Source organism: Streptomyces sp. NPDC044061 (genome assembly GCF_056434305.1).
In genome coordinates, this window is sequence record NZ_JBWKFL010000014.1 from 107541 (window position 1) to 121130 (window position 13590).

Annotated in this window: 10 protein-coding genes; 8 read left to right on the top strand and 2 right to left on the bottom strand. The window is 71.7% G+C overall.

Annotated features, from left to right (window positions below; all coding sequences use genetic code 11):
* Nucleotides 1-29: 29 nt before the first annotated feature.
* The 8 genes from AC07CM_RS23560 to AC07CM_RS23595 all read left to right on the top strand — a co-directional run bounded on the left by AC07CM_RS23560 (nucleotide 30) and on the right by AC07CM_RS23595 (nucleotide 11474).
* Nucleotides 30-929, top strand: coding sequence for a TatD family hydrolase (locus tag AC07CM_RS23560; RefSeq protein ID WP_478878414.1), 900 nt, complete (start codon nucleotides 30-32; stop codon nucleotides 927-929).
* Nucleotides 930-1055: 126 nt separating this feature from the next.
* Nucleotides 1056-2432 (top strand): ubiquitin-like domain-containing protein, encoded by a 1377-nt coding sequence (locus AC07CM_RS23565; RefSeq protein WP_478878415.1) that lies wholly within the window; start codon nucleotides 1056-1058, stop codon nucleotides 2430-2432.
* A 340-nt stretch (nucleotides 2433-2772) separates the two neighbouring features.
* Entirely contained in the window at nucleotides 2773-3642 is an 870-nt protein-coding gene (gene rsmA / locus AC07CM_RS23570) for a 16S rRNA (adenine(1518)-N(6)/adenine(1519)-N(6))-dimethyltransferase RsmA (RefSeq protein WP_478878416.1), read from the top strand.
* Complete coding sequence (locus AC07CM_RS23575) at nucleotides 3639-4532, top strand: 4-(cytidine 5'-diphospho)-2-C-methyl-D-erythritol kinase (RefSeq protein ID WP_478878417.1); 894 nt, start codon at nucleotides 3639-3641, stop codon at nucleotides 4530-4532. The genes rsmA and AC07CM_RS23575 overlap by 4 nt, the downstream gene beginning before the upstream one ends.
* 171 nt (nucleotides 4533-4703) lie before the next feature.
* Entirely contained in the window at nucleotides 4704-6512 is a 1809-nt protein-coding gene (locus AC07CM_RS23580; protein WP_478878418.1) for an ABC-F family ATP-binding cassette domain-containing protein, read from the top strand.
* A gap of 235 nt (nucleotides 6513-6747) precedes the next feature.
* The gene (locus tag AC07CM_RS23585) at nucleotides 6748-8577 is read left to right on the top strand and encodes an outer membrane protein assembly factor BamB family protein (RefSeq protein ID WP_478878419.1); all 1830 of its coding nucleotides are present in this window, start codon (nucleotides 6748-6750) and stop codon (nucleotides 8575-8577) included.
* Between the two features lie 94 nt (nucleotides 8578-8671).
* Nucleotides 8672-10540 (top strand): outer membrane protein assembly factor BamB family protein, encoded by a 1869-nt coding sequence (locus AC07CM_RS23590; protein WP_478878420.1) that lies wholly within the window; start codon nucleotides 8672-8674, stop codon nucleotides 10538-10540.
* Nucleotides 10541-10772: 232 nt separating this feature from the next.
* Complete coding sequence (locus AC07CM_RS23595; RefSeq protein WP_478878421.1) at nucleotides 10773-11474, top strand: helix-turn-helix transcriptional regulator; 702 nt, start codon at nucleotides 10773-10775, stop codon at nucleotides 11472-11474.
* A gap of 34 nt (nucleotides 11475-11508) precedes the next feature.
* On the opposite strand, the gene AC07CM_RS23600 is transcribed toward AC07CM_RS23595, so the two are convergent.
* Nucleotides 11509-11859 carry a hypothetical protein gene (locus AC07CM_RS23600; RefSeq protein WP_478878422.1) on the bottom strand — a complete coding sequence of 117 codons (351 nt, stop codon included), beginning with the start codon at nucleotides 11857-11859 and terminating at the stop codon, nucleotides 11509-11511.
* Between the two features lie 21 nt (nucleotides 11860-11880).
* Nucleotides 11881-13572: a sodium:solute symporter family protein gene (locus tag AC07CM_RS23605; RefSeq protein WP_478878423.1), complete on the bottom strand. Its 1692-nt coding sequence runs from the start codon at nucleotides 13570-13572 to the stop codon at nucleotides 11881-11883.
* Nucleotides 13573-13590: the final 18 nt, after the last annotated feature.

Here is a 13590-nt window from a genome sequence, read left to right on the forward strand (position 1 = left end):
GCGGCCTGCCCCTTTCGTAGGATCGGGACATGCCTTCGAACGCCGGCCGCGCCGCACAAAAGGACGACAGGAACGCGGCTCCGCCGCTCCCGGCACCCCTGCGGGTGCCCGTCGCCGACTCCCACACCCACCTAGACATGCAGTCCGGCACCGTCGAGGAAGGCCTCGCCAAGGCCGCTTCCGTGGGCGTGACGACGGTCGTCCAGGTCGGCTGCGACATCAAGGGCTCACGGTGGGCCGCCGAGACCGCGGCGGCGTACGAGAACGTCCACGCCGCCGTCGCCCTGCACCCCAACGAGGCACCGCGCATCGTGCACGGCGACCCCGACGGCTGGTCGAGGCAGGGCGCCCGCGAACCGGGCGGCGACGCCGCGCTGGACGAGGCCCTCGCCGAGATCGACCGGCTCGCCGGGCTGCCCCAGGTGAAGGGCGTCGGCGAGACCGGACTCGACTACTTCCGCACGGGCCCCGAGGGCAAGGCGGCGCAGGAGCGGTCCTTCCGCGCCCACATCGAGATCGCCAAGCGGCGCCGCAAGGCCCTCGTCATCCACGACCGCGACGCCCACGCCGACGTCCTGCGCGTCCTGAAGGAGGAGGGCGCCCCCGAGCGCACCGTCTTCCACTGCTACTCCGGCGACGCCGAGATGGCCGGGATCTGCGCCCGCGAGGGCTACTACATGTCCTTCGCCGGCAACGTCACCTTCAAGAACGCCCAGGACCTCCGGGACGCCCTCGCCGTCGCCCCGCTGGAACTGGTCCTCGTGGAGACCGACGCGCCCTTCCTGACCCCGGCGCCCTACCGCGGCCGGCCCAACGCCCCCTACCTGGTCCCGGTCACGGTGCGCGCGATGGCCGCCGTGCGCGGTGTCGACGAGGACGCCCTGGCGGCGGCCCTGGGCGCGAACACCGCCCGCGCCTTCGGGTACTGAGCGCACGTTCGGGGAGGCATCTGTAGACAACTGTACGTAATCGAGTCGCTTTGGAGAGTGACCGTCGCTCCGCTAGGTTCTGGGGGCCCTATCCGGACCCCTCTGGCACCCCTGGAGCGTGTCGGCGTGAGCAAGCCGCAGTACGAGACGTACGACCCCTATGGCACTGGCGCCTGCCTGCACACCGCGGAGACGCTGCCGTACGGGGTCTACGAGGACACCTACCGGCCCGCCTACGAGGCCGAGGCGTACCTCGTCACCGAGCCGGTGCCGCCGCTGCGGCGGCAGGTGACGAGCGTGCCCGACCCGGCGGCGCCGGACGCCGAAACGGTGATCTCCGAGCCCCGGCCGCCCGCGGCGGCGAGTGGGCGCGCCGCCCGTCGGCGCAGGGCGCGCTCCACCGAGCGACCGGAGTCCGCCGTGCGCCGTCTGCTGCCGCAGGCCCTGGTCGTCGTGTTCCTGGCCGGCGGCACCACCGCCTTCGTCGCCAACGACAAGGCGATCGAGCTGAGCGTCGACGGCAGGCCGCGCACCCTGCACACCTTCTCCGACGACGTGTCGGAACTGCTCACCGAGGAGGGCGTGCGGGTCGGGGAGCACGACGTGGTCGCGCCCGACCCCGGCGCGGCGCTCGCCAGCGGCGACCAGGTCGCGGTGCGCTACGGGCGCCCGCTCAGCCTCACGCTGGACGGCGAGCGGCGCCAGGTGTGGACGACGGCGGACACGGTGGACGGGGCGCTGCGGGAGATGGGGGTGCGCCCGGAGGGCGCGCATCTGTCGACCTCACACTCCCAGGGCATCGGACGTGCCGGGCTCGCGCTCGACGTGCGCACCGAGCGGGCCGTCACGATCATGGCGGACGGCCGCGCCCGCACCATCCGCACCAACGCGGCCACCGTCCGCGAGGCCGTCGAGGAGGCCGGCATCACCCTGCACGGCCAGGACACCACCTCCGTGCCGCTCGACAGCTTCCCGCGCGACGGGCAGACGGTGACCGTGCTGCGGGTGACCGGCGTCAGGGAGGTGCGCGAGGAGCTGATCCCCTTCAAGGTCGAGCGGACCGCCGACCCCTCCCTCTTCAAGGGCACCGAGGTGATCGAACGCCCCGGACAGCCCGGGCTGCGCCGGGTCACCTACCTCCTGCGCACCGTCAACGGCGTCCGCGAGAAGCCGCGCCGGGAGAAGTCCGAGGTGGTGCGGGAACCGCGCAAGCAGGTGGTGCGGGTGGGCACCAAGTCCCGGCCGCACTCCGTGCGCGGCGCCGACCACCTCGACTGGCACGGCCTCGCCGCCTGCGAGTCCGGCGGCCGCCCCCACGCGGTGGACCCCTCGGGGACGTACGGTGGGCTCTACCAGTTCGACTCGCGCACCTGGCACAGCCTCGGCGGCAGCGGGCGTCCGCAGGACGCGCCGGCGGAGGAGCAGACGTTCCGCGCCAAGAAGCTGTACGTACGCCGGGGGGCGAGCCCCTGGCCGCACTGCGGGGTGCGGCTGCACAGGTGAGGGCCGTCCTTCGGCCGCGGGCCGGCGGCGGGGCGCTGGTCGCGTCCACGCGGCGGAGCCGCACATCGATACGGTTCCGCGCCAAGAAGCTGTACGTACGCCGGGGGGCGAGCCCCTGGCCGCACTGCGGGGTGCGGCTGCACAGGTGAGGGCCGTCCTTCGGCCGCGGGCCGGCGGCGGGGCGCTGGTCGCGTCCACGCGGCGGAGCCGCACATCGATACGGTTCCGCGCCCCTGGGAGGTGCGCGGAACCGGCGGCCGCGCGCACCGGCGAGCCGTGACCTCGCTGCGACGCCGGGCGCGTGGCAACCCCCGCATCCGCACCCCCGTACCCTTGTGGCGTGAGCAGCCCCAACCCCGACGCCCTCCTGGGCCCCGCCGACATCCGCGAGCTCGCGGCCGCGCTCGGTGTACGCCCCACCAAGCAGCGCGGCCAGAACTTCGTGATCGACGCCAACACGGTCCGCCGTATCGTCCGCACCGCCGGGGTCCGCCCCGACGACGTGGTCGTCGAGGTCGGTCCGGGGCTCGGCTCCCTCACGCTCGCGCTGCTGGAGGCCGCCGACCGGGTCACGGCCGTCGAGATCGACGACGTGCTGGCCGACGCGCTGCCCGCGACCGTCGCCGCCCGGATGCCGGGGCGCGCCGACCGGTTCGCGCTGGTCCACTCCGACGCGATGCACGTCACCGAACTGCCCGGACCGGCACCGACGGCCCTGGTGGCGAACCTGCCCTACAACGTGGCCGTCCCCGTGCTGCTGCACATGCTCCACACCTTCCCGAGCATCGAGCGCACGCTCGTCATGGTCCAGTCCGAGGTCGCCGACCGGCTGGCCGCGACGCCCGGCAACAAGGTGTACGGCGTCCCGTCCGTGAAGGCCAACTGGTACGCCGAGGTGAAGCGGGCCGGGGCCATCGGGCGCAATGTCTTCTGGCCCGCGCCGAACGTCGACAGCGGGCTGGTCTCGCTGGTCCGGCGGGCCGAACCGATCAAGACCACGGCCTCCAGGCAGCAGGTCTTCGCGGTCGTCGACGCGGCGTTCGCGCAGCGCCGCAAGACCCTGCGGGCCGCCCTCGCCGGCTGGGCCGGGTCCGCGGCGGCCGCCGAGGCGGCCCTGGTCGCGGCCGGGGTCTCGCCGCAGGCGCGGGGGGAGTCACTGACGGTGGAGGAGTTCGCTCGGATCGCCGAGCAGAGGGAGGCGGGCAAGTGAGCGTGACGGTCCGGGTACCGGCGAAGGTCAACGTGCAGCTCGCGGTGGGCGCCGCCCGCCCCGACGGGTTCCACGACCTCGCCAACGTGTTCCTCGCGGTCGGTCTGTACGACGAGGTCACCGTCACCCCGGCGGACGAGCTCCGGGTCACCTGCGAGGGCCCGGACGCCGGCCAGGTCCCGCTGGACCGCACCAACCTCGCCGCGCGCGCGGCGATCGCGCTGGCCGAACGCCGGGGCATCGAGCCGGCCGTGCACATCCACATCGCCAAGGACATCCCGGTCGCCGGCGGCATGGCGGGCGGCAGCGCGGACGGCGCGGGCGCGCTGCTCGCCTGCAACACGCTGTGGGGTACGGGTGCCTCGCGGGCCGAACTCCTCGCCATCTGCGCCGAACTGGGCAGTGACGTGCCGTTCAGCCTGGTCGGCGGCGCGGCCCTCGGGATCGGGCGCGGTGAGCGGCTGACCGCCCTGGAGGTCGGCGGGACGTTCCACTGGGTGTTCGCGATGGCCGAGCGCGGGCTGTCCACCCCGGCGGTCTTCCGCGAGTTCGACCGGCTGGCCGAGGGGCGGGACATCCCGGAGCCGGTGGCCTCGCCGGCCCTGCTGGAGGCGCTGGCCGAGGGCGAGCCGGAAGCGCTGGCGGCGGCCGTCTCCAACGATCTCCAGCCCGCGGCCCTGTCCCTCTTCCCCGAGCTGGCCGACACGCTGGAGGCGGGGCGCGGAGCCGGCGCGCCGGCCGCGCTGGTCTCCGGCTCGGGGCCGACCACGGCCTTCCTCGCCCGGGACGCCGAGTCGGCCGAGAAGGTGGCTCAGGCGCTGCGGGGCTCCGGGACCTGCCGGTCGGTGCGGACCGCCGAGGGCCCGGTCGCCGGGGCGACGGTGGTCTGAGGTTCGGAGGCGTCCACGGCGGTCAGGTCGATGGCGATGCTCGATGCCCTAGGTCGTCACAAAGAGTGACCACCCCCACCCGCGCCGCGCCCACACCGGCAGGCCCTAGGCTAGAAGGCTGACCCCCGCGGTGGAGCCGCGAGTCGATTCAGCCCCGCGCACAGGAGTGAAATGGCCGTCAACCTGGTCAATGTCGAGAACGTCAGCAAGGTGTACGGCACCCGTGCGCTGCTGGACGGCGTCTCGCTCGGTGTGCAGGAAGGGGACCGGATCGGGGTCGTCGGACGCAACGGCGACGGCAAGACCACCCTCATCCGGATGCTGGCCAAGGTGGAGGAGACCGACACCGGGCGGGTCACCCACTCCGGCGGGCTGCGGCTCGGCGTGCTCACCCAGCACGACTCCCTCGACCCGGCCGCCACCGTCCGCCACGAGGTCATCGGCGACATGGCCGACCACGAGTGGGCGGGCAACGCCAAGGTCAGGGACGTGCTGACGGGACTGTTCGGCGGGCTCGACCTGCCCGGCTTCCCCAAGGGGCTGGACACCGTCATCGGGCCGCTGTCCGGTGGCGAGCGGCGCCGTATCGCGCTCGCCAAGCTGCTCATCGAGGAACAGGACCTGATCGTCCTGGACGAGCCCACCAACCACCTCGACGTCGAGGGCATCGCCTGGCTCGCCCAGCACCTGCGGAACCGGCGCTCGGCGCTGGTGTGCGTGACGCACGACCGGTGGTTCCTGGACCAGGTGTGCACCCGCATGTGGGACGTGCAGCGCGGTGACGTGTACGAGTACGAGGGCGGCTACTCCGACTACGTGTTCGCGCGCGCGGAGCGCGAGCGGATCGCGGCCACCGAGGAGGCCAAGCGGCAGAACCTGATCAGGAAGGAGCTGGCCTGGCTGCGGCGCGGCGCCCCCGCGCGTACGTCCAAGCCGCGCTTCCGGGTCGAGGCCGCCAACGAGCTGATCGCGGACGTGCCGCCGCCCCGGGACAGCAGCGAGCTGATGAAGTTCGCCTCCTCGCGGCTCGGCAAGACGGTCTTCGACCTCGAGGACGTCACCGTGCAGGCCGGACCCAAGGTGCTGCTCAAGCACGTCACCTGGCAGCTCGGCCCGGGCGACCGGATCGGTCTGGTCGGGGTCAACGGCGCCGGGAAGACCTCGCTGCTGCGGGCCATGGCCGACGCGGCGCGTACGGAGGGTGAGACGCAGCCGGCGGGTGGCCGTGTCGCCGTCGGCCGGACCGTGAAGCTCGCCTACCTCTCCCAGGAGGTCGCCGAACTCGACCCCACCTGGCGCGTCCTGGAGGCCGTGCAGCGGGTACGGGAGCGCGTCGACCTCGGCAAGGGGCGCGAGATGACCGCCGGGCAGCTGTGCGAGACGTTCGGCTTCAACAAGGACAAGCAGTGGACGCCGGTCGGGGACCTGTCGGGTGGTGAGCGACGGCGTCTGCAGCTCCTGCGCCTGCTCATGGACGAGCCCAACGTCCTCTTCCTCGACGAGCCCACCAACGACCTCGACATCGAGACCCTCACCCAGCTCGAGGACGTCCTCGACGGCTGGCCCGGCTCGATGATCGTCATCTCCCACGACCGGTTCTTCGTGGAGCGCACCACGGACCGGGTGTTCGCCCTCCTCGGCGACGGCGCCCTGCGGATGCTGCCGCGCGGCATCGACGAGTACCTGGAGCGGCGGCAGCGGATGGAGGAGGCGGTCGCCGCGCAGGCCTCCGCCGCGGCGACCAAGCCGGCCACCACCGAGAAGAGCGCCGCCGACCAGCGAGCGGCCAAGAAGGAACTCCAGCGGATCGAGCGCCAGTTGGACAAGATCTCCGAGAAGGAGTCCAAGCTGCACGCCCAGATCGCCGAGAACGCCACCGACTTCGGGAAGGTCGCCGAACTGGACGCCGAGCTGCGCGACTTGGCCGGCGAGCGGGAGGAACTGGAGCTGCGGTGGCTGGAACTGGCGGAGGATGCCTGACCTTTCAGGCATCTCACGCAAGGGGCGCGTGCGCCGCGTGAAGGGGGCGTGAAGGCGCATAACAACGGCATCACGGGCCGGTCCTCCCTTGGGAACAGGGGAGGGCGCGGCCCTCTGCGCTGTCTGCGCCGAGTGATAGAAAGAGCCGTCTGAGAACTGTCTGAGTACGACCTTGGGTCCGTGAACGAACCTCAGGGCGTGGCTAAAAATCAGTGAACGAGGGGGAAGAGCGCTGATGACTCAGCCGCCCGACCAGCCGCCGCAGGGCGGTTTCGGAGCACCGCAGGAACAGCCGCCGCACGGAGGTGGATTCGGCGCCCCGCCGCCGCCGCCCCCGCCGCCGGCGCAGCCGCCCCAGGCACCGGCTCAGCCTCCTCAGCCCCCGCAGCCCCAGCCCGGCTACGGCTATCCGCAGCAGCCCGGCCCCTACGCCCAGCCGGGCCCGTACGGGGCCCCCGGCGCACCCGCGCCCGGAGCGCCGGGCCCGTACGCCCAGCCCCAGCAGCCCGGGACGGGCCCCTACGCCGCCCAGCCCCAGCAGCCGGGGCCTTACGGCCCGCAGCCCGGCTACGGCTACCCGCAGCAGCCGGCCCAGTACCCGGGCGCCCCCGGCACCGTGCCCCCCTTCGGCCAGAAGCCGCCGTCCAAGGGCAGGACCGCGCTGATCATCGGTGCCGCGGCGGCCGCGCTGCTCGTCATCGGCGGCACCGTCTACGCGGTCAGCAGCGGCGGCGACGGCGGCGACAAGAAGCCGGTCGCCCACAAGAGCGACGACGGCAAGCAGTCCTCCGGCGCGCCGGTCGACTCCGGTGACGGCAAGGGCGCCGGCGGCGCGGACCCGGACAACCTCAACGACGGCCGCAAGCCCGGCGAGGCGAAGGTGCTCTGGTACAAGAGCGCACCCGACGCCCCCGGTTCCGGCGCCGACGCGGCCGGTATGTGGATCACCGACAGGACGGCGGTGAAGGCGGCGTACAAGCAGCTCTTCGCCTACGACGTCGGCAACGGCGACGCGGCCTGGGACCCGATCACCTTCCCGCAGAAGATCTGCGCGGTCACCCCGCAGAAGTCGGCCGACGGCAAGATCGTCGTGGCGTACATGAGCGGCGTCAGCGACCGCGCCAAGTGCAACCAGCTCCAGCAGGTCGACCTGGCCACCGGCAAGAAGGGCTGGAGCGGCGAGGTCGCCGACGGGGAGCTGTTCGACAGCGCGATCAGCGTGGAGCTGACCATCAGCGGCAGGACGCTGATGGTGGGCCGTTCGCAGTCGGGCACGGCGTACGACATCGACAACGGCCACAAGCTGTACGACAAGAAGAAGTACGGCTCGGCCTGCTTCCCGACCGCGTTCGCCGGTGGCGCGGGCCGGCTGGTCCAGGTGGCCTCCTGCGGTGCCGGCACCGGCAACGAGCACGACGAGATCCAGGAGCTGAACCCGGCCACCGGCAAGGTCAAGTGGACGCAGCCGGTCAAGAAGGGCTGGACGGTCGCGCGGACGTACTCCCTCGACCCGCTCGTGGTCTACCTGACCAACGAGGACAAGAAGGCCTGGAACATCTCCACCTTCACCAAGGACGGCAAGTTCCGCTCGGAGGTCAAGGTCAACGAGAAGTTCGCCCCGCGCTGCGGCTGGGCGATCCTCGAGCGCGACCTGCAGGGCTGCCAGGGCGTCGTCGTCGACGCCGACACGCTCTACCTGCCCACCGACGCCACGAGCGGCGCCAACGAGATCGTCGCCGTCAGCCTCGCCGACGGCAAGGAGAAGTGGCGGGTCAAGTCGCCGACGGACGAGTCGATGTCCCCGATGAAGATCGAGGGCGGCAAGCTCATCGCCTATGTGCGGCCGTCGTACGACGCGGGCGGACAGGTCGTGTCGATCCCGACCGGCGGTGGCTCGCACCGGCCCACCAAACTGCTGCAGAACCCCTCGGGCACCGCGCAGATCGAGAACGGCTTCTTCGACGGGGCCGTCGACTGGGCCGGTGGGCGCTTCTTCATCTCCTCCACGCGGCTGACCGGCAACGACGACTCGAAGGAGAAGCTGATGATGGCGTTCGGCAAGTGAGCCCCGGCCCGTCCCAGGTCTTCCTTCTCTTCCTTCTCTTCTTTCTCGTCGTCCCGCCGTCCGGCCCCGAGAGCGTCACCGAGGTACCTCTGTCATGACCCAGCCGCCCCCTCCGCCACCGAACCAGCCCCCGCAGCAGGGCGGTTTCGGCCCGCCCCAGGACCAGCCGCCCGCGAACCCGCCGGCGCCCCCGGCACCGCCGGGCTTCCAGAAGAACCCGCAGCCCGGTTACGGCTACCCGCAGCAGCCCCCGGCACCGCAGCCCCAGCCCGGTTACGGCTACCCGCAGGCCCCGCAGGCCCCGCAGGCCCCGCAGGCCCCGCAGGCCCCGCAGGCCCCGCAGGCCCCACAGCCCGGCTACGGCCATCCCCAGGCCCCGCAGCCGCCCCTGCCCGGCTACGGCTACCCGGGCACGCAGCAGAACCCTTACGCCCAGCCGGCCCCGGGTTCCTACACCCAGCCGCAGGGCTACGGCTATCCGGGCGTCCCCACCGCGCCCATACCGGCGCAGCCGGGTCGGCCCGGCGGCGGGAAGAAGAACACCGCCCTGGTCATCGTCGTCGCGGCGCTCGTCGTGATCGCCCTGATCGTCGGCGGCGGTGTCTGGTACGCCAAGTCCTCCGGTGACGGCGGCAAGAAGCACGACACCGCCGGCTCCAGCGGGGGCACGGGCGGCAAGGACGGCTCCGGGGGCACCACCGGCGGCGGCAAGGAGAAGGCACCGTCGAACCCCACCGCCAAGGTCCTCTTCAAGGTCCCGCTGCCCAAGTCCGACGGGACCGTCGTCACCGCGGGCTCCTGGCTGACCGACAAGGTGTACGCCAAGAGCGGCATCGCGGAGATCGTCGGCTACGACCCCGCCGGGGGCGCCAAGCTGTGGACGCTCAAGCTGCCCGGCCCGGTCTGCACGGCCGCCAAGCACGTGACGGCGGACAACCGGACGGCGATCGTCTTCCAGCCGAAGATGCCCGCCAAGAACTCCTCCGCGGGCTGCAGCCAGATCGCCGCCGTCGACCTCGACAAGGGCACCCGGCTGTGGACGAAGACGGTCAAGTCCGGTGACACGTCGATCAGCCTGGACAACGTGACGGTCGCACAGCACACCGTCGCGGTCGGCAGCACCAGCGGCGGTGGCGCGTTCGACATCGACTCCGGCAAGACGCTGTGGCAGCCGAAGCCGGGCGACTCCTGCTACGACGCCGGGTACGGCGGCGGCGCCAAGCTGGTCGCGGTGCGCAAGTGCGGCAGCTACGACAACCGCCAGCTGCACATCCAGACCATCGACCCGAAGTCCGGGAAGGTGATCTCCGAGTACAAGATGCCGTCGGGCATCGAGTACGCCAGCGTCGTCTCCACCGACCCGCTGGTGGTTGCCGCCGACGTCGGTGACAGCGCGGGCGACGGCAGCGGCATCTCGGACTACTTCTCCGTCGACAACAAGACCGGCAGACTGCTCGCCCGCATCTCCGCACCCGGCGACACCTACGCCGGCCGCTGCGACGGCATCACGCGCATGGAGGACTGCAAGGAGGTCGTGGCCGGCGCCGGCAAGCTGTACGTGCCGACCGAGGAGCACGACGGCTCCGGCAAGTACAGCAAGACCAACGAGATCGTCGCCTTCGACCTGACCACCGGCAAGGAGACCGGCCAGCGCGCCGAGGCCGGCGACGGCTACCTGCTCTCCCCGCTGCGCATGGACGGCGGCAACCTGCTCGCCTACGAGCGGCCGCCGTACGACAAGGGCGGCCAGGTCGTCAGCATCGACGGCGGCTCCTTCAGGACGACCAAGCTGCTGGAGAACCCGGCCACCCAGGACGTGCGGCAGGCGGAGACCACCATGCTCCCCGACTACGCGGAGATCCTTTACGGGCAGGGCCGGCTGTACATGTCGGCCGTGTACGCGCACAAGGCCTCCTCCTACGGCAAGGAGTACTTGCTGCTCGCGTTCGGCGCGGGCGGCTGACCGCACGCCCCGGGGTGCTTCCGAGCGCCCGGGGCGAATGCGAGGGATTACCAGGGAGTGCCCCGGATTTCATCGATCCGGGGCACTTCTCCTTCATAGGGGCAGCGCGACGTCGAACAAGCGTGTAGCTTCCGGGGGCATGAAGGGCGGGGTGCCGGGGGGCCCTCTGTCGTTGTGGACCGGTGGGCGTCCATAGTGGGGCATCCATGGGGGGGGACTGGGGGGTTGCTCTATGGGAGTGCGGCTCATGGTCGTCGACGACCATCGCCTGCTCGCGGAGGCGTTGGCGTCGGCGTTGAAGCTGCGCGGGCACCGGGTGCTCGCGGCGGCCGCGCCGGCCGCGGGCGCGGCGGATCTGGTGATCGCGCGGGCGCCGGAGGTGTGCCTGCTGGGCACGGCGGGGCCGGCCGAACCGGGGGCGTTCGACCCGGTGGTGAAGATCAAGCGGGAGCGGCCGCAGGTGGCGGTGCTGGTGCTGGGCCCGGTGCCGTCACCGAGGGGTATCGCGGCGGCCTTCGCGGCAGGCGCGTCGGGGTACGTACGGCACGACGAGCGGATCGAGGGAGTCGAGCGGGCCATCATGAAGGCCCGGGCCGGTGAGGCGGCGGTGGCTCCGCAGCTGTTGCAGGGTGCCTTCGGCGAGCTGCTCAATCCGGCGGCCCAGCCCGACGACGAGGCGCAGCGGCTGCTGGAGATGCTCACGCCGCGGGAGGTGGAGGTGCTGGTCAGGGTCGCCGAGGGGGAGGACACCCGGCTGATCGCCGCCGGGATGGGGATCGCTCCGAGCACGGCGCGTACACACGTGCAGCGCGTCCTGATGAAGCTGGGGGTCGGCTCCCGGCTGGAGGCGGCGGCACTGGCGGCGCGGACGGGCCTGCTGGACCGGGCGGGGCCGCTGACGGCGGGTCCGGAGGCGTACGGGCCGGAGTCTTAGGGGCCGGAGTCGTGCCGAACCCCGGCCCCGCGCCCTACTCCTTCTCCTGCGGCTCCTCCGGCAGCGCCTGCGGAGGCAGCGGCGGCGGGGTCGGCCGCAGCTTCAGCCATGCGAGGAAGAAGATGCCGAGGAGCAGCATGCCGATGCCGGTCCACAGGTTGATGTTGACGCCCTCGGCCTTGTCGATGGCGGCCTGGGAGTCGGTGATGCCGACGATCGTGACGATGACGCCGTAGACCACGAACAGGCCGCCGATGATGCGGCGCAGGTCGAACAGGCGGGCCGCGGTCTCGGACTTGCCCTCCAGCTCGGTGACTTCCCGCTGGACGTCGTCCTCGGAGTAGTGGAAGGGCTCGTGGTGCTCGGGGCGAGAGTGCTCGGTCATGGTTTCCTCATCCTCCCGCGGTCAGAACGAGAACGGGATGTAGCAGGCGGCGGCCAGGATGATCGCTCCCCAGCCCAGCAGGGCGGGCCTGCGGTACCAGGCCTCGTCGCCGGGCGCGGGCGGTTCGGCCATGCCGGGGGAACGGGTGCCGTAGACCAGGCCCTGCAGCTCGTGCGCCGGCTTCGGCCGGGTGAACAGGGACACGGCGAACATGACGACCGCGCCGGCGACGAAGCCCGCGATCGCGGAGACGAAGTTGGCGCCCTGGTCGGAGGGGATCGAGATGATGCCCCTCTTGTAGAACACGAAGTAGTTGATCATCGCGGTCACGGTGCCCGCGAGCAGCCCCCAGAAGCCGGCCTTGGCCGAGGCGCGCTTCCAGAACATGCCGACGATGAAGACGACGAACATCGGCACGTTGAAGAACGAGAACAGCGTCTGCAGGTAGGCCATGATGTTCGAGAACGAGGACGCCAGGAACGCCGTGCCGATGGAGGCGACGACGCCGACCGCGGTGATCAGGCGGCCGAAGCGCACGTAGTACGCGTCCTCGCGGCCCCGCACCACGTAGCGGCCCCAGATGTCGTTGGTGAACACCGTGTTGAACGACGAGACGTTGGCCGCCATGCCGGCCATGAACGCGGCGAGCAGACCGGTGACCGCGATGCCGAGCACGCCGTTGGGTAGCAGCTCCTGCATCAGGTACGGGATGGCGTCGTTGTACTGGTAGCCGGAGGCGGGGGTGCCGAAGTGCGGGACCAGCGCGGCGGCGACCAGGCCGGGGATCATCACCAGGAAGACGATGAAGACCTTCGGGTAGGCGGCGATCAGCGGGGTGCGCTGGGAGGCGGAGAGGTTCTTCGCGGACAGGGCGCGCTGCACCTCGGCGAAGTTGGTGGTCCAGTAGCCGAAGGACAGGACGAAGCCGAGGCCGAGGACGATCGTCAGCCAGTTGGCGCCGAGCGGGTTGGTGCTGCCGATGCCGGTGCCGCCCCACGCGGTGGTGAAGTTCGCGCCGTGGGACGCGGTGAGCTTGTCGGTCAGTCCGCCCCAGCCGCCGACCTTCTTCAGGCCCAGCACGACGATCGGGATGAGGGCCGCGAGGATCACGAAGAACTGGAGCACCTCGTTGTAGATCGCGGAGGACAGGCCGCCCAGCGTGATGTACGCCAGCACGAAGGCGCCGGCGACCACGATGGCCACCCACTGCGGCCAGCCGAGCAGGGCCTCGACGACGATCGCGAGGGCGTAGAGGTTGACGCCCGCGATCAGGATGGCGGCGAAGGCGAACAGGATCGAACTGAGCAGGTGGGCGCCCCGGTCGAAGCGCAGCAGCAGGAACTCGGGGACCGAGCGGACCTTGCTGCCGTAGTAGAAGGGCATCATCACCAGGCCCAGGAAGACCATGGCCGGGATGGCGCCGATCCAGTACCAGTGCACGGTGTAGGCGCCGTACTGGGCGCTGTTCGCGGCCATGCCCAGGATCTCGGTGGCCGCCAGGTTCGCCGAGATGAACGCGAGGCCGGTGATCCAGGCGGGCAGCGAGCGTCCGGAGAGGAAGAAGTCCAGGCTGGTCTTCACCGAGTGGCGGGCCGCGAAGCCGATGCCGAGGACGACGACGAAGTAGATCGCCAGGATCGTGTAGTCCAGCCAGTTGGTGGGGAGCCGTAGCGTCGCCGCCAGGTAGGCCGGGGCATCTGTGGGGGTTTGCATGAGAACTCGCTTCGTTGC

What these genes read in the sequence shown, in the direction of transcription:
- AC07CM_RS23595 (WP_478878421.1), top strand. Translation starts at nt 10,773, where the DNA reads ATGGGAGTGCGGCTCATGGTCGTCGACGACCATCGCCTGCTCGCGGAG.
- AC07CM_RS23580 (WP_478878418.1), top strand. Translation starts at nt 4,704, where the DNA reads ATGGCCGTCAACCTGGTCAATGTCGAGAACGTCAGCAAGGTGTACGGC.
- AC07CM_RS23560 (WP_478878414.1), top strand. Translation starts at nt 30, where the DNA reads ATGCCTTCGAACGCCGGCCGCGCCGCACAAAAGGACGACAGGAACGCG.
- AC07CM_RS23590 (WP_478878420.1), top strand. Translation starts at nt 8,672, where the DNA reads ATGACCCAGCCGCCCCCTCCGCCACCGAACCAGCCCCCGCAGCAGGGC.
- AC07CM_RS23585 (WP_478878419.1), top strand. Translation starts at nt 6,748, where the DNA reads ATGACTCAGCCGCCCGACCAGCCGCCGCAGGGCGGTTTCGGAGCACCG.
- AC07CM_RS23600 (WP_478878422.1), bottom strand. Translation starts at nt 11,859, where the DNA reads ATGACCGAGCACTCTCGCCCCGAGCACCACGAGCCCTTCCACTACTCC.
- AC07CM_RS23605 (WP_478878423.1), bottom strand. Translation starts at nt 13,572, where the DNA reads ATGCAAACCCCCACAGATGCCCCGGCCTACCTGGCGGCGACGCTACGG.